The sequence below is a fragment of the Paenibacillus campi genome (assembly GCF_034659835.1).
GTDB classification, from domain to species: Bacteria; Bacillota; Bacilli; order Paenibacillales; family Paenibacillaceae; genus Saccharibacillus; species Saccharibacillus campi.
Map to the genome: position 1 here is coordinate 495461 of NZ_JAXSQZ010000004.1, position 25619 is coordinate 521079.

A 25619-nucleotide genomic window follows, 5' to 3' on the forward strand; every position below is an offset into this window, starting at 1 on the left:
TCGGTAAGGCGGCATTGTAGATATCTATCTGCGGCGTGACTTGATTTTCAGCTACCAACTATCCTGTTCATTCATTTAAAATGTATAGATAGGATCATACAAAAGAAGCATGTTTACATAGATTAAATCATCTATGCAGATATGCTTCTTTTATTTAATCGATACAAATATATGTTTGCATTGTATACAATATGACAAAAAAACCGGGAACTTTCTTCATACAGAGAAAGTTCCCGGTTTATACATTAACAAGTGTGCTAATGGTGACTAACGAAAAAATGAATCGCCATCATCTATTGTGTTGCCGTATCATTATTTGCCTGTTGTATACGTCTGACTGGCAATGGCATCAATCTGATCTTTTGCTTTCGGATCAGCTTTAATGACATTCGCATATACCGTCTGATCATTCTGACCTTCTTTTTTGAGTGCAGCCAGATAATAGATAGCGACTTGTTTGTTGGTCGCATCGCTTAAATCGTCCTTCAGACCTCGTTTCAGCACCGTAACAGCTTGTGCATTGTTGCCTTCCATCAAGTAAATCTGACCGACATTCAGTGCCAGTTGAGGCGTAATATCGAATTCACGGCCTTGCAGCTGTCCTTTTGGCAATGTGGTCAAATACTGAATACCATCCAGAACTTGCTGATACGTGTTCAGACCGATTTGGAAATCTTTTTGTTCGGTCGTATAGTCTTTACGTTCATATGCTTGACTGCCCAGTGTGTACGCCTGTGTGATTACATTTTCGTACCAAGAAATATCCCATTTGTATTTCGGCAGGCTGTCTACAGTCAACGCAAAAGCTTTGTCGCTTTCGCCATGAACTTGATACAGATTAATCATCTGTTTAACGATCTCTTTGTTATAAGGTTCACGCTCATGCGCTTTCGTCAGCAACGCGAGGTCTTCATTGTAAAATTGATCGTTTTTCGTTTGCTGGTAGCCTTGTATTAACAAGGAGCTAAGATACACAACCGCTTCCGGATACGTGCTGCGAATCGACAGCGCATCATCAAGCAGTGTGCGATATTGTTCATATGTTGCCTGTGGATTACGGGACAGATTGGTCACTTGCGCTACATCGCTTGCAGCTTGAGCAAACCGGAGTGAAGTAAACGAGATAATGATCGCCGTAATCCCAATCACAACCGTATAAAAGCCACGAATCAGCCCTTCTTTAAGCCGCAAACGTTGCAACGGTTTGGCGATCATCGCCGCCGTCATCCCACCGAGACCGAGATAAACGAGAATCGACATATACGCATAACTAAGGTTAAAGTCGAGCAAACTGTGCAGCAAAATCGAAACGGTAATAATAAAATACAAGAAATGACCTTCACGTACTTTTTGCTCGGATTTAATATAACTGCGAATATACGCGAAGAAAATAAATCCGATAAACAGGATGAAAATGATAAATCCAACCGCACCAACCTCAACTAAATACTGGAAGAAAAAGTTGTGCACCTGACGGCTGACATACGGGTTATTTTGGTACGCTTCAAACGAAGCACCCCAGGCGCCACCACCGCCGCCAAAGATTGGATATTCCCGGAACAGCTTTAACGCATCACGATAAAATGTAAAACGTTCCAGTACACTACTCTGTTGGAAGTTAATATTTTCAAACCGTACCCGAATATTTTCAGGCAGCAAATTACGCAAATTGGTCGCAATCAGCAGCAGCAAGATAATACCACCCAACACCGCTGAGCCGATCGGCAACCAGACGCTTGCAAAACGACGTGCGCCCCAGCCTTCTGTCATACTTTCCAGCTTTGGCGCAACAAACCGCCCAATAACGAGCGCGAGCAGACCGACAATTAGCGATGCGACGAGCAAATACGCCCAGCCTTTGGCAGCGACCGCTCCATCATACTTAGCGATCACCTGCAATCCGATATCGGTGACCGGATTCAAAATGGCAGCTGTTGCCGCACCCGCAATAATCATATAAATGACCCACAAAATTTGCTGTGCCGGACGCAGCATTAGCAGCAAAATGAGCAGTACAAACGGCAGTACGACTAGACCGCCCCGTGACAGTGTCAAAATTAGCGACGAAATAATCGGCACCAGCATAAAGCCGTGCAGCAGGTGGTCATACCACTTTTTCAATCGGCTAACATTAAACAAGCCTGCAAACAGCATTGCCATCAAAAAGGCTGCATATGTATTTGCATATTGGAATACAGACGTCAGACGCCAGCCGTTGGAATCCTGCATAATCGCATCGACGTAGGTTCCATTTTGGACAGCGATCGAGAACCAGCCGACCAGCTTGCCGCCAAGCGGTGCCTGTCCAAACCAGTTAATGAAGCCAAACATAACGATCAGATACGCCGAGCCCATAATTGTCATTTGAATCATTTTGTTGGACAAACGATCCCGCAACATATAGGAGCCAATAATGAAAATAAATGCGTACATCCATTGAATTAGCACCATATTTACGGCATAATGCCAAGAGGCGGCACCAAACATGGAAATCATGTACGAGATGGGCAGCAAAATGATCAATAAAGAGATCATATCGCGCTGATCATCCAATTTCACCTGTTTGTAAAAATAAATCAGTCCCAAAATAATAAGCAAGCCGGACAACGAAACCGCAATAAAAATCGGTCTTTCAAACGTATAACTCAAACCATTAAACAACGCAATCTGAAACGGTGCCCACACTAAAAATAAAATCATACAGATGTTAACGACCCAAAACATGCCATTTCGTTTTTCATCCTCGGTAGACGCTTTAAACTGTTTGCCGTATACTGGATTAGCCAATGTTTTAAACTCCTTTTCGTAAGAGGTACTAGGACATTTTAGCATAGTACCTAATCCTTAATAAAGTAGTATTAATCGATCTTTAAATTTGATATATCAAGGAGAAGATGAATTTAATGAGAGTTTTAATTACTGGTGGAGCTGGATTTATTGGTTCTCATATTACAGATTTGTTGATTGAAAAAGGATATGAGACGTATGTAATTGATAATTTATCTACAGGTAAGAGGGAAAACATAAATAACAAAACTCACTTTTATGAAATGGATATAAGGGATGAACAAAAGATGTCTAGCTTTTTCGAAGAACACAGTATCGATATTGTCATTCATCATGCAGCCCAAGTAAGTGTACAGCAATCATTAAAGAATCCATTAGAAGATTTAAGCATAAACGTGCAAGGCACACTAAACGTTTTATCGAATGCAGTGAAGTATAATGTAAAAAAAATTATATATGCTTCTTCAGCAGCCGTATATGGCTTCCCCCAATATTTGAGCATAGATGAAGAACATCCTATAAATCCCATATCATTTTATGGAATATCCAAACTCACCCCTGAACAATATATAAAGGTTTACGCTAGTATGCATAATATCAAATATACGATATTACGTTATGCCAATGTTTATGGTATGAGACAGGACCCTAGAGGAGAGGGAGGTGTAGTGTCTATTTTTTTAGATAAATTTTTATCTGGAAATACTCCCACTATATATGGGGATGGAGAACAAACGCGAGATTTTATATACGTAAAAGATATTGCTCAAGCCAATTTATTGTCATTAACATCGGCAGATAACATGGTTTTGAATGTAGGGACAAACAAAGAAGTCTCCGTAAATGAGCTATGTAACGAAATCCAACAACTGATCAAAAGCGACCAAAATTCAGTCCATGCACAGCAACGTTCAGGAGATATTGATAAAAGTGTATTATCCAATGAGCTTATGAAATCGATATTTAATTGGCAACCTGAATTTAATTTAAAAGAAGGATTAAAGCAAACTATTGCTTTTTATAAGAAGGAGTTAAGTAATGGGAATTAATAACTTGAAAAATCAGCTTAAATTAACTTTACAACTATCAGCTAATGATTTTAAAACACGTTATTCTGGTTCTTATTTGGGGATCATTTGGGCCTTTATACAGCCATTAATTACCATAGCAGTATATTGGTTTGTTTTTGATGTTGGTTTTCGTTCTGGCAGTCGTGCTGATGGCACACCGTATATACTTTGGTTAACATGTGGAATCATACCATGGTTTTTCTTTTCTGAAGCTTTTATGACAGCATCGAATAGTTTTTTGGAATACAGTTATCTGGTCAAAAAGGTGACTTTTCGAATAGGTACATTGCCGATCGTTAAATTATTATCGGCATTTTACATTCATATCTTTTTTGTAGTTGTTTTAATGTTTATGTTATTTTGGTTTGGATACTATCCTGATGTAACATATATACAATTATTCTACTACCTCATTTGCACATTTTATTTATTATTTGGTCTTTCTTTAATTATGTCCTCTATCGTAGTTTTTGTGAAGGACGCTCTTCAATTACTTGGAATTATTATTCAAATTGGTTTTTGGCTTATCCCAATTGTTTGGTCTCCAGAATTGATATCACCAACTATTATTCAATGGTTTAAATTAAATCCTATGTACTACATTGTTGAAGGATATCGCAATACATTCATTCACCATCAGTGGTTTTGGGTGCATTATAATCAGACAACCTATTTTTGGGTTGTATCTACACTTATAGTAGGGCTTGGTATCTATTTATTTAGAAAAACCAAACCTCACTTTGCTGACGTTTTGTGATAATTAAGGAGGATTCATATGGAAGAATTAACTATAAACCTAAAACATATACAAAAAAAATATAAATTATATTCGAAACCAGCAGATCGTTTAAAAGAGGCATTAAATATAACCAAAAAGAAATATCATACTGAATTTTATGCCCTAAATGATGTATCTCTAAGTGTGGTAAAGGGAGAAACTTTGGGAATCATAGGTAAGAATGGTTCCGGTAAATCTACCTTGCTGAAAATTATTACAGGTGTATTAACTCCTACAAATGGTGAGCGATCAGTAAACGGTCAAATATCAGCTTTACTTGAGTTAGGTACAGGATTCAATCCTGAATATACGGGCATAGAAAACATCTACTTGAATGGTGTAACTAGAGGATTCTCAAAAAAAGAAATGAACGATAAATTGGATCAAATTATTGATTTTGCTGATATTGGAGACTTTATCTATCAGCCAGTCAAAACATATTCTAGTGGTATGTTTGCAAGGCTGGCGTTTGCAGTGATGATCAGTTTTAAACCTGAAATTCTCATAGTCGATGAAGCTTTATCGGTAGGGGATGTATTTTTCCAGCAAAAGTGTAATCGTTATATGAAAGAAGAAATGAGTGGGATTACAAAAATCTTAGTTACACATGATTTAAGCTCTATTGCAAATATGGCTGATCGAGTAATTGTTCTTTCAAAGGGAGATATTGTATTTGAAGGAGAACCATTAAAAGGAATTGAGTTTTATACGAAAGCGATGCATTCTGAGCTTTTTAAAGAGAAACTTGAAGATATTGCTACAAATGCAGGAGTGTTAGAAATTCCTGCTGATTGGAATGTCATTAATATTGATTCACTTGGTGGTGCACAGGACATTTTAATTAAAGCGATAAAATTTAGAGTGAATGATGAAGCATATAAAGGTTATGTCACTGCTGGTGACAGTTTTGAGATCAATATGCTGATTGAATCGCAAAAAGACACTTCAGAATTGATTATCGGCTACCTTGTTAATGATAAGTACGGCAATGCTATATTTGGTGAAAATACGATTGGCTCGAAATTAGAATTAACTAAATTGAACAAAAATGGGAACTATCATGTTAAACTTAACTTGACTTGGCCTGAAGTACAGGAAAATGATTATTTCGTTACATTAGGTCTTGGAGAAGGCTATGATGAAATGAATCATGTCATTCAATGTTGGGCTCATAATGTATTACAAGTGAAAAATATTGCTTTAAATTCGGTGCACGCGATTTTTAATAACAAAATTGAAAGTATTGCAATCAGTAAATTATGAGGAGTGGTTTAATTGACGCTATGGAATTTTAGTGAACCGATATTTGAGTCGGATCGATTGAATGATAAATTAAGAGTGGCTCCTTGGGAAGGACACCGCTTATTTGCCTATGACTATATTCGTTTTGTTAAACCGAAAAGAATAGTAGAGTTGGGGACTCACTTTGGATGTTCATTTTTCGCTTTTTGTCAGTCTGTTAAGGACTTTAATTTAAATAGCAAATTGATTGCTGTGGATACATGGACCGGAGATGAACAAGCTGGATTTTATGGTAACGAAGTCATCGATAAAGTAACTGAGACTGTAAATGTTTATTTCAATCATTTGGATATTGATTTGAAAAGAAAAACATTCGATGAAGCATTAGCAGAAGTAGAAGACAATTCGGTAGAGTTGCTGCATATTGATGGTTTGCATACGTACGAAGCGGTTAAACATGATTTTGAAACTTGGTTGCCTAAATTGAAAGAACAAGGCGTTGTATTTTTTCATGATGTATTCAGCCTTTTAGGATATGGATCTGATATTTTCTGGGAAGAAATCAAGGTAAATTACAATTATATTGAATTTAAACATAGTTGGGGATTAGGGGTTCTATTTCCAAAAGGAGACCATGTATATAAATTTCTTTTAGAGGGAAATATTTCTGATAAGATTGAAATATATACGTATCGAGCAAAATATGAATTTGAAAAATTAAAAACAAATGATCTTAGCAATATGGTTGAGGAAAAAGATAAAGTGATTGATCAGCTTGAAAATATGGTTGCAGATCGTGACATAGCTATAAAAAGTAACGAGGCTCTTATTCAAGATAAAGATACTATCATTGCCAGAATGGATTTGTTAATTAAAGATAAAGAAAATGCTATTGCTGCCATTGAGTATCTTGTAGATGAAAAAGATATGGCAATATCTAGTATGACAAAGATGATTGATGAAAGAGATTCACTTTGTCAAAATTATGAAAGCGAAATTGAAAAACTAAAAACCTTAGCAAGAGAGAATAACAATGAATTTGAACAGTTAAGCAGTTTGAATATTAGAAATACTGCTAGAATTGAGCAACTAAATACTTCTAATATTGAGAATGCTAATATGATTCAACAATTAAAAAAACAAATTTCTGATTTGGAAGATGAATTGAATTACTACCGTAGTAAAAAAATTATATTTAACCTCAAAAAAAGAAAAGTTGAATAAGGAGCTTTTTGCATGATGAGAAATGTAGTGAGTAAAATATTGGAGTCAGGTAGGAAAAAAGTATTTTTCGATATATTTGATACCATTGTTGCAAGAGAAGTAGAACCGGAGTATGTGAAAAAAATATGGGCTAAGCGAGTTAGCGTTCAATTCGAAGAATTTATTAGCTATATTGAATTATATAGATATAGAAATGTTTTGGAAGCTCACTTATGTCAGGTAAATACAGATAATGGAATGGATTCTGAGTTCAATTACAAAAGTCTACTCATGAGTCTGTATGACAAACTTATTGAGGATGGGAAATTGACTAAAAGTGTAACAAAAGATGAGTTTTGCCAAAAAGCAAGCCAGATAGAAATAGAAACAGAGCTTTCTGTGCAAATTATAGATAAGGATTGGATTGAAGCTGTAAAGGAATTAAAGCATCTTGGTCTTGAAATTTATTGTGTATCTGATTTTTATCTGAATAAAGAAATGATTACCGAGCTTTTTGTAAAACATAATATTGACCAATTTATTGATTATTATTATGTTTCAAGCGAGTATTTGCTGACTAAAAGAAGTGGCCGTTTATATAAATATATTTTAGACGAACAAGATTTAAACACAAAAGATATTATTATGATCGGAGATAATCTACATTCTGATTATGATATGCCATCTTCTTTAGGCATGGCAGCTTATCATTTGGATCGTGAGGAGCAACATGCATTTTATAAGGAGTTTATAAATACTGTCAGCAGCAGTCAATATTATAAGCAAGCTATACATTCGCTTGCTGCCAAAACTGCCAGAAAAAGCACGTTTTTGGAAATCGCCTTCTCACTTTTCTATTATCTTTACAGTTTGCATAAAGAACTAGTAATGAGAAATGTGAAAGATGTATTCTTTTTCTCCAGAGAAGGTGAATTTTTGTTGCAACTTTTTGAGATATATCAACAAAAAGAAGGATACAAAAAGGTTCAACATATTAATGCACATTATATGAAAGTATCTAGAAAGGCGACATTTTTACCCAGTCTAAAATCTTTGCAAGAAGAAGATTTCCAAAGATTATTTAGACAATATATTCATTTGTCAATCTATGAATTTTTGTCTAGTTTAAATATGTCCGAAAAAGACATAAAACAACTATCAATTGATCTGAACATGGATATTCATCAGAAAATAGATAATTTCCCTCAAAGCTCTGCATTTGAAAATTTGAAAAACAATTCTATTTTTATTGAAATTTTTGAAAGTAATAGAATAGAGCAAAACCATTACTTTAAAGAGTATTTTGATCAATGCAATGCAGAAAATACCGATACAATCCATGTGGTTGATGTAGGTTGGAAAGGCACGATTCAAGATAATATTTACGAAATTTTCAGAAATAAGAAAATAGAGGGATATTATTTAGGGTTGATTGCTCCAGGTAATATGCATACTGCTAATATGAAAAGAGGATTGCTTTTTTCTTCAATACCTTATAGATCGCCATTTTATGATGTGTTTAATGAGAATAGAGCATTATATGAAGTTATATTGGGAGCCTCGCATGGAAGTGCGAATCGTTATGTGAAAAAAGATGATAAGATAGAAGTTGAAACTTTTCAAACAGAAAAAGAGCAGGAAATATTCTCAAATATCATACAGCCGCTGCAAAAAGAAATTTTAATTGTGTTTAATGAAATTTGCGACATTTTTTGTAGAAAGGATGTTAAGCTAGATGAGTATTTAGCTGACTTTGCGAAAGTACATGCACGTATGACTTTATTCCCAACTAAAAAAGAAATTGATTTCTTTAGTAAGCTTTACCACTACGAAAATTTTGGGGTTTTCGAGTACTCGACGTTTAGCAATAAATCAAAGTTTAGTTTAACTAAAACGATGGTCAATTCTTTGAAATTAGCCAAAAATCCACATCGGATTCTGAGTCAGGGTTTTTGGGGGCCAACTACTCTTCAAAATGCAGGATTAGGTTATTTAATTCCATTGTATGGTCGGTATAAATTCGCTAAAATTTTTAAAAATAACACTCAGAATAATGACAACCATAATGAGAAAAAAGAGAGCAAATTTAAAAAGATACTGAATGAAAAAAATGATGAAATCAAGCATTTATTAGAAATGATTACGGAGCGCGATGAAGCCATCAAAGCGATGACCAAGATGATCGATGATCGTGATGAGGCTATTCAGGCAATGACTAAAATGATTGATGATCGTGATAAGATTATCAAAAATTTTGAAAATAGGTTACCATCCAAAGATTAAAACAACGCATTCTAATTAAAATGTCATTTAAAGGTGTTGTTAAAATGAATATTGTATTTTTATTAGGTTCTGCAGATATTAGCGGCGGTACGTATGTTATTTTTGAACATGCTATAAGAATGATGAATAATGGTGTTAAAGTAACGATTGTTACAGAAGAAGAAGTTAATAAAGAACGTTTACAGTGGCATCCTGAATCCAAAGCATTGAATTGGGAAACCTATAGTAGTATTTCAGACATCAGATTTGATATTTGTATAGCAACATGGTGGCGTACAGTCTTTGAATTACATCGAATTAAAGCCTCCAAGTATGTTTATTTTATCCAGTCAATTGAATCACGTTTTTATAATGATTCAGAAAAACCTCTACGACAACTTGTAGATTCTACCTACACACTTCCACTTTATATGATTACTGAGGCTAATTGGATTAAGGAGTATTTGTATGAGCATTTTAATCAACAAGCTTATTTAGTGCCTAATGGTATTCGCAAAGACATATATAAAGTTACAGGTAAAATGCATGCTGAGCGTAAAGAAAATAAACTGCGTATACTTGTAGAAGGTCCAGTTGATGTAGGTTTCAAAAATGTACCAAAAACGATAGAGCTGTGTAAGCAGTCAGATGCAGATGAAATATGGCTGCTTACTTCTAGCGATATTAATTTTTACCCAGGCGTGGACAAAATTTTCTCAAGAGTTCCAATATTTGAAACACCGGAAATTTATAGATCTTGTGATGTAGTCGTGAAGTTAAGTTATGTGGAGGGCATGTTTGGTCCACCATTAGAGATGTTTCACTGTGGTGGAACGAGTATTACCTATGATGTCACTGGACACGATGAATATATCGTTAACAATGAAAATGGAGTTGTCGTACCAAAAGATAAAGACGATCAAGTAATACGTGCTATAAATATGTTTAAAGATACCGAAAAATTAAACGCATTTAAGCAACAGGCATTGTCTACAGCTGAAAAATGGCCTAGTTGGGAGCAAGCTAGTCAGATGTTTGAAAAAACATTACAGCAAATCAATAGTCGTCAAGACTCATTAAGTTCTCAGGAGCTTAAGCTTAAAAGTGAGTTTTTGTTTAATTGGTATATTATAGCCGAAAATTATAAAAACATGTTTTTGAGCAAACGGGATAATAGAAAAATTATGATTTTAAAAGATAAACTTAAAACGAATTATCCTAAACTGTTTAAATTTTCGAAGAAAATGTATTATCATTATCGAATTATTAAAAATAACCGAAAATGAATATATTTTAAAGTAAGAGGCAAATGCGTCTATATATAAGCTGGCGTGTCTTCAAACCTAATGAAGCCATAATAAAATAGAAGCCAGCTTCAAAAAGGCTTCAAATGTACACGCTAGCTTGTACTATCGTGTGGCTAAGCGACGGTAAGTTTTCAGTTTGCAAAACCTCTACCAACTGGCGTTCTTTGTATCGCCAGCGATCCCAGCTTCGCTGCGTAGTGCGATGGGCGCGGCTAGCAATCACGGCATACGTCTGCTGTTCTTCCAGGAGTTGAAGCAGACGATTCGTGTCCTACGCACGATTCGCAATGACATACGTTCCTTACAGTTCCAACGATTGTAGCAAGTCATAGCCGATGCGACTTTCATAACATTGCCCGCTCGTCGGCGCATACCGAAGGGGATAGTCCAGACCATCGACTACCGCATGAATTAATTGTAGTGGTGATTCCCCTACGGGAGCGTCCGATGGCTTGGTGGAAGCGGCCGAGAGTCGCATCGATCATCACGTGTTCATCATCGGGTTGCATGGAGACTTCCTTCAAAACGGTATCCCAAATCCCCGCCAGTTGCCAGCGCCGAAAACGTGTGTATACCGTTTTCCACGAGCCAGCCGAGGCGGTAAGGTCTCGCCAGGGGGCACCGGATCGGGCGATCCAGATCATCATCGCATTCACAATCATTCGGTTATCTTTTGGGGTGCGTCCTCCTTGTGGTTTTCGTTCAGCAGGTAAAAGGTGGCGGATGGATTCCCATTGGTCATCTCGGATTTCGTATCGATTATTCATACCTTCAGCATAGCAGGATGCTGTCAAGAATGCTGGTTTTTATAGTTTTAGGTGCGGCTTTTTATCTTATATACTGTACTTGCTAACAATCGCTTCAAATATTTGTAAGTTAAAAACTTGACAGTATTCCTATGCGACTCTGAGCCGTGTTTTAATTTGCTCTAGTGTCGGCCTGCGCTGAGCTTGGTTGAAGATATATTCAATCATGTTGTGCTTTTTCTGCAGGCGGTAGCCATGTATCCCATCAATCACGCTTCCATGGCTACGAAACGCACAACACAGTGCAGCAAAGAGAATCGGTAAATATCCGTTAAAGTTCCCGTATATCCATTGGAACGCATTCTATCCACGAAATGTTTGATATGGTGAAAGGCAGGTTTGGAGAAATAAAGCGGAAGCTTCCACTCGTGCCAGTGATTGTTTCAAGGGTTTTCTTTTGTTAAAGTAGGTAGACTTATGAGACATATCTTGTTCTCCTATGCTTGGTGGTACCTCTATTTTACGCATAGGGTCAAGTGTGTCTCTATTTACATTTCATGGAACTAATTTTGGGCAAGTACAGTTATTTATAGTAAAAAAGTAATAACTAGCATGTCTCCAATCTATATTATAAGTTTTTTATTATGCTCATTGGAAGGAGCCGTAGTATGCGCAGCTTGATATTTAAAAGATTACTGAATCATTTAAAGTCGCTTGATACTAAAAAGAGAAATGTTTTGTTCGTTTTGCTTGCTATTGCTTATATTATTACCTTATTTAATAGCAGTAGTTTGTGGGCAGCTAGTTCCCATCAAATTACGATTACGGCTACAGGAGAGAAATCAGCAGACTCTAACGGAACAGAAGTATGGATAACAGAAATTAGTGCTGATGGCCAGCCATTAAATCTTGCCTCATTGAACTTTAATAATAAAAAATGGGAAATTAAAAACGGGAAGTTAGTTTCCTATAGTGGTTTATCCCCGCAACCCGCCTCAACAAGTTTAACATTGCAAGGAAATCATATTGATATTCAATTTTTAAAGCATCCATGGTCTGGAAAAGTAGAAGTTTCGGTAGATAATCAAAAAAATGATTACGATTTGTATTCAGCTATAACAGGTTCTATGAACACAGATTTAAATTTCAAACCACAATTTAATTTCATTGGATTACTTACAGTGACATGTATATTTCTTTTGGCTAGTGGTATTGCATTATCTATTTTTTTCGGGATTTTACATTACAATCATTACAATATAGTTCGAAATAACAAAAAATGGTTTTTGATATATTTTTTTGTTATATTCATTGTTTATTTTATTTCTTATCTGGCTATGTTCCCTGGCAATATGTCTCCTGATTCTGTAGTACAGTGGAGCCAAAAAACATCTTGGCAATTCACCGACCATCATCCAATATATAGTACTTTATATGTTGCATTACTCACATCATTATGGAATTCTCCGGGAGCAGTAAGTTTGTTTCAAGTTTTAATTTTTGCGGCATGTATTTCAATAATATTATGTAAATTTAATAAAATGGGTATTTCAACTCGTATTACTCTATGTATTGCTATTGTATATGCAATCTCGCCTTTAAACTTGTTGATGGTTAATACATTATGGAAAGATGTACCTTATGCTTTAAGTGTATTAATGTTTATATTTGTTTTGATATTAGTTATTGAAGATTTTACATGGATAACATTTAAAAAGAACCAGGCTATATTTATAACTTTAGCGATATGCATCGGTTTGTTGAAACATGAAGGCATTTTCGTAATTGCAGGTTCGATGGTTATTATTGCATGTTTATTAAAAGAACAACGTAAGAAAATAATTATAATAGGTCTTATTTCAATTTTTGCTATTTTCGGTTTGAATTTTGCAGCAAAACAGATTCTTGAAGTCGCTCCCAAACCTTCATGGATGGCATATACTTTGCCTATACAGCAAGTGAAACAACTTTACCTTGAGTCTCCCGATCAATTTAAACGCGAGCAACGCAATGTGTTAAGTCAAATATTTAATGGTGATATCGTAACTCCTGCTAGAGTAGATATGAATTTAAATATTCCATTCACCGCAGTACAAAATAATTTCAATCCGAATAATTTTGAACAAAATAAAAGGGGGTTTTTGTTAATTTGGGTGGAACAATTAGAAAAACATCCGCTGGAAATTTTAAAAATATGGTCAAAGCAAACTTCAATCATATGGAAAATACAACGTGCTCCTGCAGATTCAATGTATGTTGGTGATATAGGCTTTGTATTAGAAAATAATTTGGGACTAAAATCGAATTATATTTTACCTGGCTTGAAAACTTTTATTGAAAAAGAATGGAAAGAACTTATTGCCAACGATAAAATTAGTTGGATGTTTGTACGACCTGCCTTTTATTCGTACCTTTGTCTGATTTTTTGTTGGATATCTGTTTTAAAAAATGGCTGGAAAGCAGTAGTATTAATCGTGCCTGGCATTGCAATTATTGGGGGGCTATCACTGACTATCCAATCTCCAGATACAAGATATTTGTATAGTATATTTCTGATTGCGCCTATTTTATTTTTATACGCTTTGAAAAGTAAAGTTCAAACTAAGGAATAATATACTTTAGCTTCAATGATCTTGATTAAGGAGTTTTTGGATGTTAATTATACTGTTATTGTTAGCCATGCTTTTTAATGTTGGAGCTCAATTGATTTTAAAAGCCGGCATAAGCAAAATTGATATGAGTCGAATCGATTTGGATACGTTGTTTAGAGTAGTTACTTCTTTTTATATTTGGATTGGCGCTTTTGCATACGGCATGAGTTTTATCATATACATCTTTGCATTGTCTAAAGGAGAATTGAGTAAGATTTCTCCTGTTTCGCAGGCGTTGACAATCATTGGAGTAGTTGCTGTATCGATCATTTTTTTCAATGAACCTATCACGTGGTTTAAATTAATTGGTATAATTTTGTTGATTGCAGGAACTGTTATCATTTTTCAATAACCATATTTAAAAGGGGAAATGAATATTTTGAAGTTTGATTACGTTATCTTTGGAGCCGGTATTTATGGTCTATACGCTGCGCATTTGCTGGCTAAAAAAGATACAAATGTTGCAGTAATTGAGTTTGATTCTGCTGCTTTGCAAAGAGCAAGCTTTATTAATCAAGCTCGTGTGCATAATGGTTATCATTACCCGAGAAGTGTGTCAACAGCGGAAAAGTCGGCTCATTATTACGAACGCTTTGTGCGAGATTTTAAATTCGCTATTAATGATCGTTTTTTGAAAATATATGCTATTTCTGCACAGGATTCATTAACGAATGCAGATCAGTTTTTGAAATTTTGTGAATATGTTAATATTCCTGCATCAGAAGTAGCAAATCGCAAATATTTCAACTATGGTATGGTGGAGGCTACTTTTGCAAGCCTAGAGTATACGTATGATGCAAATATAATAAGAGAATGGTACAAAAACGAGCTTGCTCAATTCAAAAATGTTCATATTTTTTACGAAAAGCAGTTGAAGCATACAGCAATAAAGGAAGATCAATTTGAATTGTATTTTGAAGATGATTCCAAAATGATGGCTCCAAAAGTCTTAAATGCAACCTATGCCAGCATTAATCAAATTATTGCTAAATTTGATATGGAGTTATTTAAAACCAAATATGAAATTTGCGAAGTAATTATGACTCATGTATCCAATAATATTAAAAACGTAGGTATTACGGTAATGGATGGACCATTCTTTTCCTTGATGCCTTTCGGAGATAGCGGCTATCATTCTTTAACTTCAGTAGTGCACACCCCGCATGAAGCTTCTCTGAATGAGCTTCCGGAATTTTCGTGTCAGCAATACAATCCAGCATGTACTTCTGTTCAGTTAATGAATTGTAACCATTGTTTTGCTCAACCAAACAGCGCATGGATTCGCATGAATCAATTAGCCAAAAAGTATTTGATCCCTGACATTCAAGTGACCTATCAGAAGTCTCTATTTGCCGTCAAAGCTCTGGTGAGCGCTTCAGAGTTGGATGATTCACGACCGACAGTTATCAAGACATTCTCGGATAATCCTATGTTCACTTCGGTATTTTCAGGTAAATTTAATACGATCTACGATTTGGAGGAAGTGCTGTGAAAGAGCCTGTTTTTGTATCGGTGGTTATGTATGCTTATAATAATGAAGACACTATTTTTGATACTATGCTTAAAATGGAACAGGCAATCAGTTCCTATTTCAAAAATTATGAATTGATTATTGTTAATGACTCAAGCAGTGATAGAACTGTTGAAAAAGCGCGTGAGGCGATCAAGCAAATGTATGGCGATATTACTATTATCAATTTATCTCGAAAACACGGTATTGAATCAGGTATGATGGCTGGCTTGAATAAATCCATCGGTGATTTTGTGTTTGAGATCGAATCTGTGGATGTTGATTATCCGTTTGATGTGCTTTATAACATGTTCAAAACGGCTACCGGCAAAGGTTACGATATTGTAGCAGCTACAAGTGGAAAAACATCATGGAAATCGAGAGTTTTTTATAAAATGTTGAATTCCATGTCTTATTTGAAATTGTCTTTGTCTACCGAAAATATTAGGCTTGTTAGCCGTCGAGCTTTGAACGCTATGCTCAATCTAAAAGAGAAAGTACGGTATCGTAAAGCGCTGTATGAGTTTACTGGATATTCCAAAATATTATTAAAGTACGAACCGTCGAAAATCATTTCCAATAAAAAAATGAATCGTGAAAATTTTTCACTAGCTATCGATGCACTTGTATCTTTTTCTAACGCTGGTTTAAAATTATCACACTATTTATCGATCGGCTTCTTTTTATTTTCTGTTTTTATGGGCAGTTATGCCTTATACAATTACTTCTTTAATAAGTATGTAGTGCAAGGTTGGACGACATTAATGATTTTGATCTCACTTGGTTTTGCAGGGTTGTTTTTCATTACAGGTGTTTTGGGAGAATATATTGCGAGAATATTGATCGAAATACAAAACAGGCCGTTTTACAGTGCTTCTTCTATTGAAACGTACAAAGAAAAAAGAACAGCAGCACCGACAGTACAAGATACGAAACAGATATCCGGTTAATGGAGGAATGAATAGTGGGAAAAACAGCACTTCTTGGTTATAGCGGTTATGTAGGTAATACGTTATTAAGACAAACCGCATTTGATGATTTGTATAATTCTAAAAATATTGATGACATTTCCGGTAAAAGTTATGAACTCGTTGTATGTGCAGCAGCCCCAGCGGTAAAGTGGAAAGCAAATCAGGAACCTGAAGCAGACCTGGCTAATTTACAAGTGCTGATGGAAAGTTTGAAAAAAGTCAATGCCCAGCAATTTGTTTTGATTTCTACAGTTGACGTATATCAAAAACCTATAGAAGTGAGCGAGAAGACTACGATTCATCCTGAAGAGACTGATCCTTATGGTAGACATCGTTTTTATCTGGAACAGTTTGTGCAACAGAATTTTGCAGATGTGCTTATTGTACGTTTGCCTGGATTATTTGGAGAAGGCCTGAAGAAGAATTTCATTTATGACTTGATTCATGATAATCGGTTTGATCTTACTCATAAAGATAGTGGTTTCCAGTTTTATAATATGCGCAATTTGTGGGCAGACATTCAAACAGCGCAACAACAGCAATTGAAAATCGTTAACTTTTCGACTCATCCTGTTAGTGCAGCTGAAATTGCTAATCATGCATTGCAAATGAATTTCTCCAATGTCACGGAAAAACCAGCGGTTATATATAATATGTTAAGTGAGCATGCGGAAATATTCGGCGGAAAAGATGGGTATTTTAAAACAAAAAATCAAATTCTGGAAGAAATAGCCGAGTTTATTCAGCAACAAAAGAGTGAACAATGATAAAAACATCGATTTCGAATATTGCGTGGAATATTGAAGACGATACCGCCGTGCTTCATATTTTAAAGCAATATCATATGTATGGGATAGAAGTAGCACCTACTAAAATTTGGGATGCTCCGTTAAGTGCAACTCGCGAGCAAGCGATTGCATACCGAGAAAAGTGGTCTGCTGCAGGCATTGAACTGGTTGCAATGCAATCGTTATTATTTGGACAAAGCGGTCTGGTTCTGTTTCAAGATTCATTAGCTAGAGAAAAGCTGAAAAGTTATCTATTCAAAATGATTGAAATCGCTGAAAATTTGGGGACGAAAATTCTTGTTTTTGGCTCACCTAAAAATCGATTGGTAGGAAATTTATCATGGGAAGAACAATTGGAAATTGCTGTTCCATTTTTTGAGCAACTTGGTAAAAAAGCTGCAGAACATCAGGTGCTGTTTTGTATAGAGCCTAATGCTAAAGAGTATGGTTGCGATTTTGTGACAAATACGGATGAAGCTATTGCGGTTATTGAAGCTGTTAATCATCCGGGATTCAAACTGCATTTGGATGCAGCTGTAATGACACTGAACAATGAAAATTATCAGCACTGTCTGGAAAAGTCCGCACAACATTTGGCGCATTTTCATGTTAGTGAGCCTTTTCTTGAATTGATCGGGTCTCGCGATACGAATCATGCAGCTATTGCTGATGCTCTTCGCAATATAGACTATGCAGGCTGGATATCCATCGAAATGAAAAATTGTTTATTGGATTCTGACGTAACTAGTGTACAAAAAGCCATCGAGTTTGTAACTCAAATTTATAAATAGAGCGGAGAGTTTTTGATTCATGATGAATAACAATTGGGAAGTGCCTCGATTTACAGAAAAAGAATTTTTTGAGAAAAGAAGCAAATTTTGCTTGTGTATTCCTGTAATTAACGAAGGCGAAAAAATCAAAAAGCAGCTAAGTCGTATGCCCAATCTTGCTGGAAAAGCAGATATTATTATTTTGGATGGTGGCAGTACTGATGGCTCACTTAATGATGATTTTTTGCGTCAAATGAATGTCAGAACGTTGTTGACTAAACAAGATATTGGAAAATTAAGTGCCCAACTTCGTATGGGGTTTGCTTATGCAATCAACCAAGGGTATAAAGGAATTATTACTGTTGACGGAAATAACAAAGATAGTGTGGAAGCTATACTCGAATTTATTATAAAATTGGAAGAAGGCTTTGATTTCGTACAAGGTTCGCGCTATGTGCCTGGAGGAGAAGAAGTAAATACACCACTTATTCGAAAAATTGCGATTAAATTAATTCATGCTCCAGTCATATCAATGTTAGCTGGATTTCGATACACAGATACTACCAATGGATTTCGCGCACATTCCATCCGTTTGTTACAGGATGAACGGTTACAACCATTTAGAAAACAATTTGATACTTATGAGTTACTCGCATATTTATCAGTCAAGGCACCAAGATTAGGTTATAAAGTGAAAGAGATACCTGTAAAAAGATCATATCCTATTGGTAAAGTGCCAACTAAAATCAGTCCTTTGAGAGGTAATCTTTTATTAATGCAAATACTCTTGAATTTGGCATTGAAAAAATATGACCCAAAATAAATATAGCACTGGAGGTTTGAAAGTATGAAAGGGATTATTTTAGCTGGTGGAACGGGTACTCGTCTCTATCCTTTGACTAAGGTAACAAACAAGCATCTGCTTCCGGTGGGCAAATATCCTATGATTTTTCATCCGATCTTCAAGCTGAAGCAAGCTGGAATTTATGACATATTGATTGTTACCGGAAAAGAGCATATGGGCGATGTCGTCAATTTGCTTGGAAGTGGAAAGGAAATGGGTATTACCTTTACATATAAGGTGCAAGACGAAGCCGGAGGCATTGCAGAAGCACTTGATCTGGCAGAGCACTTTGTAAATGGAGATCAAATGGTTGTTATTCTCGGTGATAATGTATTTGAGGATGATATTACACCATTCGTGCAAAATTTTAATAACCAGTCTGTAGGTGCAAAGCTTTTGTTACAACAGGTGGAAGACCCACAGCGTTACGGAGTAGCAGAGCTGGATCAAGACCGTATTATTTCGATTGATGAGAAACCGCAGCAACCTAAAAGCGACTATGCTGTGACAGGTATCTATATGTTTGATAGCCAAGTGTTTGATATGATCAAAACATTGACTCCATCCGGACGTGGAGAATTGGAAATTACAGATGTAAATAATATGTACATTCAACGTAGTCAGCTGTCTTTTGACATTCTCACAGGCTGGTGGACAGATGCGGGTACACATGCTTCATTGGCTAAAGCTAATGAACTGGCACAACATACACTGTATGGTGAACAATTTGGTAAGCTGAAACTGTAGGAGGAGACAATGAAAGCAACATCGTTAAAATTGGAAGGCGCAAAATTATTAACCCCTATTATGCATGGAGATTCTAGGGGTTATTTTATGGAAAGCTATAATGAGCACATGTTGAATGAGTTTGGAATCAAGCATTCTTTTGTGCAAGATAATCAATCTCTGTCTGTAGAGCATGGCGTATTACGGGGACTTCATTATCAACTTCATCCTAAGGCTCAGGCTAAGCTGGTACGTGTCATTGCGGGCGCTATTTATGACGTGATCGTTGATATTCGCCCCGATTCGCCTACTTTTGGTCAATGGCAAAGCTTTATTTTGAGCCAGCATAATCAACGGCAATTGTATATTCCGCATGGGTTTGCTCATGGTTTTTGTACATTGGTTCCTCATACGCAAGTGTTGTACAAAGTGGATCAATATTACTCACCTGAGTATGATCGTGGCATACGCTGGAATGATACGGAGTTAAATATAGATTGGCCAGTAGACGATCCCATTTTATCAGATAAAGATCAAAAGCATCCATTTTTTAAACAAGCGGAATTTAACTAACAGCCAATATGATATTCAAACGAGATTCAGCAACGGCTGGATCTTGTTTATTTTAAAGGAGTGAACGATATGAAACTACTCGTTACCGGTGGTGTCGGCTTTATTGGCAGTAACTTTGTACTGTATATGTTGCGTGAGCATCCGGAATACCACATTATTAACGTCGATTGTTTAACCTATGCAGGTAATCTGGAAAATCTGAAAGCGATCGAAGGCAATCCGAATCACACATTTGTGAAGGCGGATATCGGTGATAATGCCAAAATGGATGAGCTGGTAGCACAAGGCGTTGATGTGATCGTCAACTTTGCCGCCGAATCGCATGTCGACCGTAGCATTTTGGAGCCGGATGTGTTTGTAAAAACGAATGTGCTCGGTACGCAAGTATTGTTGGATGTGGCGAAAAAGCATAACATCACCAAATTTGTACAAGTTTCAACCGATGAAGTGTACGGTACGCTCGGTGAAACCGGTCTGTTTACAGAAGAAACACCACTCACACCAAACAGCCCGTATTCTGCAAGCAAAGCTGGTGGCGATCTGCTCGTGCGCGCTTACCATGAAACATTTGGCTTGCCGGTCAATATTACGCGTTGTTCCAACAACTATGGTCCATTCCAATTCCCGGAAAAGCTAATTCCGCTTATCATCTCCCGTGCACTCGCTGATGAAGCATTGCCGGTATATGGCGATGGGTTGAATATTCGCGATTGGCTGTATGTGGAAGACCATTGCAGTGCGATCGATCTTGTAATCCATAACGGCAAAAATGGTGAAGTGTACAACATCGGCGGCAACAATGAACGTACCAATATTCATATCGTCAAAACGATTTTAGAGCAGCTCGGCAAACCGGAATCGCTGATCAAATATGTGGAAGATCGTCCAGGGCATGACCGCCGCTATGGTATTGACCCAACCAAAACGATGACCGAACTGGGCTGGAAGCCACAATACAATTTTGAATCCGGTATTAAAGCGACGATTCAATGGTATCTTGACAATAAAGAATGGTGGACACGTATTGCATCTGGCGCCTATCAGGAGTATTACCAGCAGCAGTATGGCAGCCGTCTAGGTGAGAAATAATGAAGGTTCTCGTAACGGGTGCTTCAGGGCAACTAGGGATCGATATGGTCTCTTTGCTTCAGCGTAAAGGTCATACCGTGATGGGCTGCGATCGCAGTCAATTGGACATTACCGATTTGCAGCAATGTCAGCAGACGGTGCGTACATTTGAGCCGGAAGTGATCGTGCATTGCGCTGCCTACACAGCTGTCGATGCGGCGGAAACGGACGTGGATGGCGCTTATGTTGTTAATGCGGCAGGCAGCCGTAATATTGCGGTTGCGGCTGAAGCGGTAGGCGCGAAGGTCGTGTACATTAGTACGGATTACGTATTTGATGGACAGGGCACAGCACCTTATCATGAGTATGATAATACCGACCCACAAGGCGTTTATGGCAAGTCCAAACGTGCTGGGGAGGTGCTGACCCAGACATTGTGCAGTCGTTATTTTATCGTGCGCACGTCTTGGGTGTATGGGCTGCATGGCAACAATTTTGTGAAAACGATGTTGAAGCTTGGTCAGGAGAAGCCGGAGCTGAAAGTGGTGCATGATCAGAAAGGCTCGCCTACGTATACGGTCGATCTGGCGGAGTTTATATCCGAATTGATGCTGACCGAAAAGTATGGCATTTATCATGCTTCGAATAGTGGGGCTTGTACATGGTATGAGTTTACTGACGAGATTTTTAGCCAGGCACAGCAAATTGTTGGCATCGATATTATAGCTAAGTTGGAGCCTTGTACTACGGCTGATTTCCCGCGTCCGGCACCACGCCCGGCAAATTCGGTGATGGAACATTTATCGATCCGTACGAACGGGTTTGAAGATATTCGTGATTGGCGGGAAGGACTGACTGCATTTTTGCAAGAGTATAAAAAAGCGCTATAATTCTCCTGAACATTCAATCGTACAATCCGTTTTGCAGTGTAAGGTAGACACAATAGTTGTACATGAAAGCAGGAGTGTGATCATATTATGGATCATACTCCTCTTTTTTATGAAGATAGATGGAAGTCATTGTTTTAACGACGTATCGTGCATATTTACTCAAATTATGCTAACTTTAAGCATGCAATAAGTAATAACAGTGTAATAAACTACGATCTAATGAAGATGAAAAATTTTTTATTTTTGGTTTTATATTTATTTTTTTGTAATATATTTAATTAATAGGATGATTATTACATTTTATCGATGCTAAAATAATCTAAATAGTGATCTATTTTATGAAAAATAAATGAATGTGTTGGAGGGGCATATGGAAAATGATTCGGTAATCAATTTCGATAGTCATCTTATTGAAATTAAACAATTGGGCGATCAACGCGGAAGTCTGGCTGTTTTGCAAGAAATGGATATCGTTCCTTTTCCGATTAAGCGTGTATTTTATATTTATGGCACTGCTGAAGGTATACGGAGAGGATTTCATGCTCATTATAAAACAAGGCAAATATTAATTAGCGTTTCAGGCAAGTGTAAAGTCCATTTGGATAATACGAAAAGAACACAAGAAGTCGAGCTGGATTCACCTACAAAAGCATTATTGTTAGCACCAAACGATTGGCATGAGATGTATGATTTCTCGGCAGATTGTGTTTTATTGGTACTGGCTTCTGAGCTGTATCAAGCAGAGGATTATATTCGAGATTATGATGAGTTTATCAAAGTATATTCGTAGTATTCTCTATACATTTTGCATGTTATGTCCGATAAAATATCATATATGCTAATGGCTATACTTGCATTAGCAACATCATGAAAAATATAAAATATACCTGTTTGCTTGATATGAATTTGAATCGATCAATCAAACGACGCAACTTTAATAAACTATAGAGAATAGGTGTATGGATGATTCAATTTCTTGATCTAAAAAAAATAAACTTACGTTTTGAACAGTCGATCCAAGAGAGTGTGCAGCAAGTATTGCATTCTGGTTGGTATGTGCTTGGTGAACAAGTAAAAAAGTTTGAAGACGCATTTGCACAATATTGTGGTACAAAATATTGTGTAGGAACAGCGAACGGTTTGGATGCGTTAGAACTGATACTTTGTGCATATGGTATTAGTTCAGGCGATGAAGTGATTGTTGCTTCTAATACGTATATCGCATCGATACTTTCCATTTCTGCAAATGGCGCAACCCCAATATTAGTAGAGCCTGAGTTACATTCCTATAATATTGATCCAAGTAAAATCGAAGAAAAAATAACGCTGCATACGAAAGCTATTATGGTTGTTCATCTGTATGGACAAATTTGTAATATGAAGCCGATACGTGAGTTGGCTTCTAAATATAATTTGAAAATTATTGAGGATTGTGCGCAATCACACGGTGCAATTTATGATGGGCAAAGAGCAGGTAATTTGGGTGATGCAGGGGCATTTAGTTTTTATCCTACCAAAAATCTAGGCGCTTTAGGAGATGCCGGAGCGATTACGACAAATGACGAACAGTTATATACGAAATTGATAGCACTTCGAAATTACGGTTCCCATAAAAAATATGAAAATATATACAAAGGCTATAATAGCAGATTAGATGAGCTACAGGCTCCAATTCTTAATGAAAAGTTGAAATATTTGGATGCGGATAATGAATATCGTAGACAAATTGCCTATTATTATAAGGATTATATTTCGAACGAGCATGTAACATTGCCACGAGTTGAAGCGCAAGCGGAGTCGCATGTTTGGCATTTATTTGTAGTATTAGTGCAAGATCGCGAACATTTTATGCAGTATATGAAGGACAATGGAGTTCAAGTGATTATCCATTATCCTATACCTCCGCATAAACAAGCAGCGTATAGTGAATGGCGTGAACATAACTACCCTATTTCGGAACAGATTCATAATCATATTGTGAGTATTCCAATAAGTCCTGTAATGCTACAAGCAGAAGTAGTTCAAGTGGTGGAAACGATTAACAAATATACGATTGATTGAATTTTTGATTAGGAAATTTTACGAATACGACAAATCGTAGCTAATAATATATACACATTTTATTTGCCAAGCATCCTCTATTTTTACATAGGGATGCTTTTTTAGATCATATTTTCATAGAAGTATATTGAATTAAAATACGATTGTTTTGGCTATTAGCGACCATTTCTTTTTGCTACAATGGAGTATGAATGAGCAGGTTAAAGATTTTTGTTAATAATGATACAATGTGTGATATGAAATAGGACATGATACGCATTAAGATAAGAAGTGTCTAGTTTGCAAATTAAATGAACGGAGTTATATGATGCATACCGATACATTACTAGTTTTGTTATCTACCTATAATGGAGCAGCATACATAAGTGAACAGTTGGACAGTATTATGGAACAACAATATGCCCCTATTCAAATCTTGATTCGCGACGATGGATCAAGCGATCATACAGTAGCGATCATCCGTCAGTATATTGCTACCTATCCCGAGCAAATTCAGTTGATTGAAGGGGAAAATGTAGGGGTCGTGCAAAGCTTTTGGACGTTGCTGCAAGCTGCCAATCGTGAAGCGGAATATTTTTGCTTTTGTGATCAGGACGATGTATGGATGCCACATAAAGCAAACAAAGCTGTGCAAAAGCTTGCCGAATTGGAATTAAGCGGCACCGCGTCGCTACCATTGCCTGCTATGCTCTGTACAGCGACCCAATTGACAGATCAACAATTACAACCGACAGCGATTTGGCCGGGCCCGCTTGCGAAACAACCTTCTTTTTACAATGCACTCATTCAAAATATCGCAGTCGGCGCTACGATGTCATTCAATCGTCGTACGTTGGAATTGTTGCTAGATGAAGGGGCAGATACGGATTTGCAGCGTATCCAAATGCATGACTGGTGGGTATATTTGGTCGTGTCCAGCTTAGGGAGGGTGTATTTTGATGAGGAACCTTCGATTTTTTATCGGCAGCATGGTCGTAATGCCGTCGGTGGTGAAGCTACGCTGAGCGCCAAAATAAAGAAAAAGTGGAATAGCTATCGGAAGCATAAGCATCAGAAACTGCTCGTAAAGCAGGCAAATGAGTTTAAACGCATATATGGTAGTCGAATGAGCGATGCAGAAATGAAGTTTCAGTTGGATGCATTTATTCAACCGAGACCAGCATGGAGGGATCGCTGGCGTTATTTGCGAGTGTGTCGTTTGTATCGTCAATCATTACCGGAAAATCTGTTGTTTCGATTTTTGATTATGAGCGGTTATATTTAGGTCGGTCGTCCTATCGCTATAGGGCAAGTCAACGCTTAAAGTGGAACATACTTTTAGATATAGATATTGTTACATGATTATATTCAGAAAATTTCTGATTACGTTATT

Annotated in this window: 23 protein-coding genes; 21 read left to right on the top strand and 2 right to left on the bottom strand. The window is 36.8% G+C overall.

Annotated elements, in window-relative coordinates; genetic code table 11:
- Window positions 1-312: 312 nt before the first annotated feature.
- The gene (locus tag U1I11_RS13070; RefSeq protein WP_322906569.1) at window positions 313-2787 is read right to left on the bottom strand and encodes a Wzy polymerase domain-containing protein; all 2475 of its coding nucleotides are present in this window, start codon (window positions 2785-2787) and stop codon (window positions 313-315) included.
- Between the two features lie 116 nt (window positions 2788-2903).
- Here U1I11_RS13070 and U1I11_RS13075 point away from each other — a divergent pair, with 116 nt between their 5' ends.
- The 7 genes from U1I11_RS13075 to U1I11_RS13105 all read left to right on the top strand — a co-directional run bounded on the left by U1I11_RS13075 (window position 2904) and on the right by U1I11_RS13105 (window position 10971).
- Window positions 2904-3836, top strand: coding sequence for an SDR family NAD(P)-dependent oxidoreductase (locus tag U1I11_RS13075; protein ID WP_322906570.1), 933 nt, complete (start codon window positions 2904-2906; stop codon window positions 3834-3836).
- On the top strand, window positions 3826-4614 hold the full coding sequence (locus tag U1I11_RS13080; RefSeq protein WP_322906571.1) for an ABC transporter permease: 789 nt from the start codon (window positions 3826-3828) through the stop codon (window positions 4612-4614). The genes U1I11_RS13075 and U1I11_RS13080 overlap by 11 nt, the downstream gene beginning before the upstream one ends.
- An 18-nt stretch (window positions 4615-4632) precedes the next feature.
- Window positions 4633-5898, top strand: a complete 1266-nt coding sequence (locus tag U1I11_RS13085) for an ABC transporter ATP-binding protein (RefSeq protein ID WP_322906572.1) — start codon at window positions 4633-4635, stop codon at window positions 5896-5898.
- A 12-nt stretch (window positions 5899-5910) separates the two neighbouring features.
- Window positions 5911-7101: a class I SAM-dependent methyltransferase gene (locus U1I11_RS13090; RefSeq protein ID WP_322906573.1), complete on the top strand. Its 1191-nt coding sequence runs from the start codon at window positions 5911-5913 to the stop codon at window positions 7099-7101.
- A 12-nt stretch (window positions 7102-7113) separates the two neighbouring features.
- Window positions 7114-9363: an HAD-IA family hydrolase gene (locus U1I11_RS13095; RefSeq protein ID WP_322906574.1), complete on the top strand. Its 2250-nt coding sequence runs from the start codon at window positions 7114-7116 to the stop codon at window positions 9361-9363.
- A gap of 44 nt (window positions 9364-9407) precedes the next feature.
- Window positions 9408-10628, top strand: a complete 1221-nt coding sequence (locus U1I11_RS13100) for a glycosyltransferase family 4 protein (RefSeq protein WP_322906575.1) — start codon at window positions 9408-9410, stop codon at window positions 10626-10628.
- Window positions 10629-10785: 157 nt separating this feature from the next.
- Complete coding sequence (locus U1I11_RS13105; protein ID WP_322906576.1) at window positions 10786-10971, top strand: hypothetical protein; 186 nt, start codon at window positions 10786-10788, stop codon at window positions 10969-10971.
- A 22-nt stretch (window positions 10972-10993) separates the two neighbouring features.
- Here the strand turns inward: U1I11_RS13105 and U1I11_RS21665 are convergent, their stop codons facing one another.
- Complete coding sequence (locus tag U1I11_RS21665) at window positions 10994-11416, bottom strand: transposase (protein WP_416235619.1); 423 nt, start codon at window positions 11414-11416, stop codon at window positions 10994-10996.
- Between the two features lie 647 nt (window positions 11417-12063).
- Between U1I11_RS21665 and U1I11_RS13110 the strand changes: the two genes are divergently transcribed.
- From U1I11_RS13110 to U1I11_RS13175, 14 genes are all read left to right on the top strand, one after another.
- Window positions 12064-14007: a DUF6020 family protein gene (locus U1I11_RS13110; protein WP_322906577.1), complete on the top strand. Its 1944-nt coding sequence runs from the start codon at window positions 12064-12066 to the stop codon at window positions 14005-14007.
- A gap of 40 nt (window positions 14008-14047) precedes the next feature.
- The gene (locus tag U1I11_RS13115; RefSeq protein ID WP_322906578.1) at window positions 14048-14398 is read left to right on the top strand and encodes an EamA family transporter; all 351 of its coding nucleotides are present in this window, start codon (window positions 14048-14050) and stop codon (window positions 14396-14398) included.
- An 18-nt stretch (window positions 14399-14416) separates the two neighbouring features.
- Window positions 14417-15538: an FAD-dependent oxidoreductase gene (locus tag U1I11_RS13120; protein ID WP_322906579.1), complete on the top strand. Its 1122-nt coding sequence runs from the start codon at window positions 14417-14419 to the stop codon at window positions 15536-15538.
- A complete protein-coding gene (locus tag U1I11_RS13125) occupies window positions 15535-16506 on the top strand; it encodes a glycosyltransferase (protein ID WP_322906580.1) in 972 nt (323 codons plus the stop codon). The genes U1I11_RS13120 and U1I11_RS13125 overlap by 4 nt, the downstream gene beginning before the upstream one ends.
- Window positions 16507-16520: 14 nt before the next feature.
- A complete protein-coding gene (locus U1I11_RS13130; RefSeq protein ID WP_322906581.1) occupies window positions 16521-17294 on the top strand; it encodes an NAD-dependent epimerase/dehydratase family protein in 774 nt (257 codons plus the stop codon).
- Window positions 17291-18106: a sugar phosphate isomerase/epimerase family protein gene (locus U1I11_RS13135; protein WP_322906582.1), complete on the top strand. Its 816-nt coding sequence runs from the start codon at window positions 17291-17293 to the stop codon at window positions 18104-18106. Before U1I11_RS13130 ends, U1I11_RS13135 begins: the two co-directional genes overlap by 4 nt.
- 19 nt (window positions 18107-18125) lie before the next feature.
- Entirely contained in the window at window positions 18126-18908 is a 783-nt protein-coding gene (locus U1I11_RS13140) for a glycosyltransferase family 2 protein (RefSeq protein ID WP_322906583.1), read from the top strand.
- 24 nt (window positions 18909-18932) lie between these two features.
- Window positions 18933-19676, top strand: coding sequence for a sugar phosphate nucleotidyltransferase (locus U1I11_RS13145; RefSeq protein WP_322906584.1), 744 nt, complete (start codon window positions 18933-18935; stop codon window positions 19674-19676).
- A 9-nt stretch (window positions 19677-19685) separates the two neighbouring features.
- The gene (gene rfbC / locus U1I11_RS13150) at window positions 19686-20228 is read left to right on the top strand and encodes a dTDP-4-dehydrorhamnose 3,5-epimerase (protein WP_322906585.1); all 543 of its coding nucleotides are present in this window, start codon (window positions 19686-19688) and stop codon (window positions 20226-20228) included.
- Window positions 20229-20297: 69 nt separating this feature from the next.
- The gene (gene rfbB / locus U1I11_RS13155) at window positions 20298-21317 is read left to right on the top strand and encodes a dTDP-glucose 4,6-dehydratase (protein WP_322906586.1); all 1020 of its coding nucleotides are present in this window, start codon (window positions 20298-20300) and stop codon (window positions 21315-21317) included.
- Window positions 21317-22186, top strand: a complete 870-nt coding sequence (gene rfbD / locus U1I11_RS13160) for a dTDP-4-dehydrorhamnose reductase (protein ID WP_322906587.1) — start codon at window positions 21317-21319, stop codon at window positions 22184-22186. The genes rfbB and rfbD overlap by 1 nt, the downstream gene beginning before the upstream one ends.
- Before the next feature lie 370 nt (window positions 22187-22556).
- Window positions 22557-22976: a sugar 3,4-ketoisomerase gene (locus U1I11_RS13165; RefSeq protein WP_322906588.1), complete on the top strand. Its 420-nt coding sequence runs from the start codon at window positions 22557-22559 to the stop codon at window positions 22974-22976.
- A gap of 173 nt (window positions 22977-23149) precedes the next feature.
- Window positions 23150-24247: a DegT/DnrJ/EryC1/StrS family aminotransferase gene (locus tag U1I11_RS13170; RefSeq protein WP_322906589.1), complete on the top strand. Its 1098-nt coding sequence runs from the start codon at window positions 23150-23152 to the stop codon at window positions 24245-24247.
- 307 nt (window positions 24248-24554) lie between these two features.
- Window positions 24555-25511: a glycosyltransferase family 2 protein gene (locus U1I11_RS13175; RefSeq protein WP_322906613.1), complete on the top strand. Its 957-nt coding sequence runs from the start codon at window positions 24555-24557 to the stop codon at window positions 25509-25511.
- Window positions 25512-25619 lie beyond the last annotated feature (108 nt).

Coding starts and splice junctions, on each gene's coding strand:
- rfbD (WP_322906587.1), top strand. CDS start 21,317: ATGAAGGTTCTCGTAACGGGTGCTTCAGGGCAACTAGGGATCGATATG.
- rfbC (WP_322906585.1), top strand. CDS start 19,686: ATGAAAGCAACATCGTTAAAATTGGAAGGCGCAAAATTATTAACCCCT.
- U1I11_RS13170 (WP_322906589.1), top strand. CDS start 23,150: ATGATTCAATTTCTTGATCTAAAAAAAATAAACTTACGTTTTGAACAG.
- U1I11_RS13075 (WP_322906570.1), top strand. CDS start 2,904: ATGAGAGTTTTAATTACTGGTGGAGCTGGATTTATTGGTTCTCATATT.
- rfbB (WP_322906586.1), top strand. CDS start 20,298: ATGAAACTACTCGTTACCGGTGGTGTCGGCTTTATTGGCAGTAACTTT.
- U1I11_RS13080 (WP_322906571.1), top strand. CDS start 3,826: ATGGGAATTAATAACTTGAAAAATCAGCTTAAATTAACTTTACAACTA.
- U1I11_RS21665 (WP_416235619.1), bottom strand. CDS start 11,416: ATGAATAATCGATACGAAATCCGAGATGACCAATGGGAATCCATCCGC.
- U1I11_RS13085 (WP_322906572.1), top strand. CDS start 4,633: ATGGAAGAATTAACTATAAACCTAAAACATATACAAAAAAAATATAAA.
- U1I11_RS13135 (WP_322906582.1), top strand. CDS start 17,291: ATGATAAAAACATCGATTTCGAATATTGCGTGGAATATTGAAGACGAT.
- U1I11_RS13100 (WP_322906575.1), top strand. CDS start 9,408: ATGAATATTGTATTTTTATTAGGTTCTGCAGATATTAGCGGCGGTACG.
- U1I11_RS13095 (WP_322906574.1), top strand. CDS start 7,114: ATGATGAGAAATGTAGTGAGTAAAATATTGGAGTCAGGTAGGAAAAAA.
- U1I11_RS13110 (WP_322906577.1), top strand. CDS start 12,064: ATGCGCAGCTTGATATTTAAAAGATTACTGAATCATTTAAAGTCGCTT.
- U1I11_RS13140 (WP_322906583.1), top strand. CDS start 18,126: ATGATGAATAACAATTGGGAAGTGCCTCGATTTACAGAAAAAGAATTT.
- U1I11_RS13120 (WP_322906579.1), top strand. CDS start 14,417: ATGAATATTTTGAAGTTTGATTACGTTATCTTTGGAGCCGGTATTTAT.
- U1I11_RS13175 (WP_322906613.1), top strand. CDS start 24,555: ATGCATACCGATACATTACTAGTTTTGTTATCTACCTATAATGGAGCA.
- U1I11_RS13115 (WP_322906578.1), top strand. CDS start 14,048: ATGTTAATTATACTGTTATTGTTAGCCATGCTTTTTAATGTTGGAGCT.
- U1I11_RS13165 (WP_322906588.1), top strand. CDS start 22,557: ATGGAAAATGATTCGGTAATCAATTTCGATAGTCATCTTATTGAAATT.
- U1I11_RS13145 (WP_322906584.1), top strand. CDS start 18,933: ATGAAAGGGATTATTTTAGCTGGTGGAACGGGTACTCGTCTCTATCCT.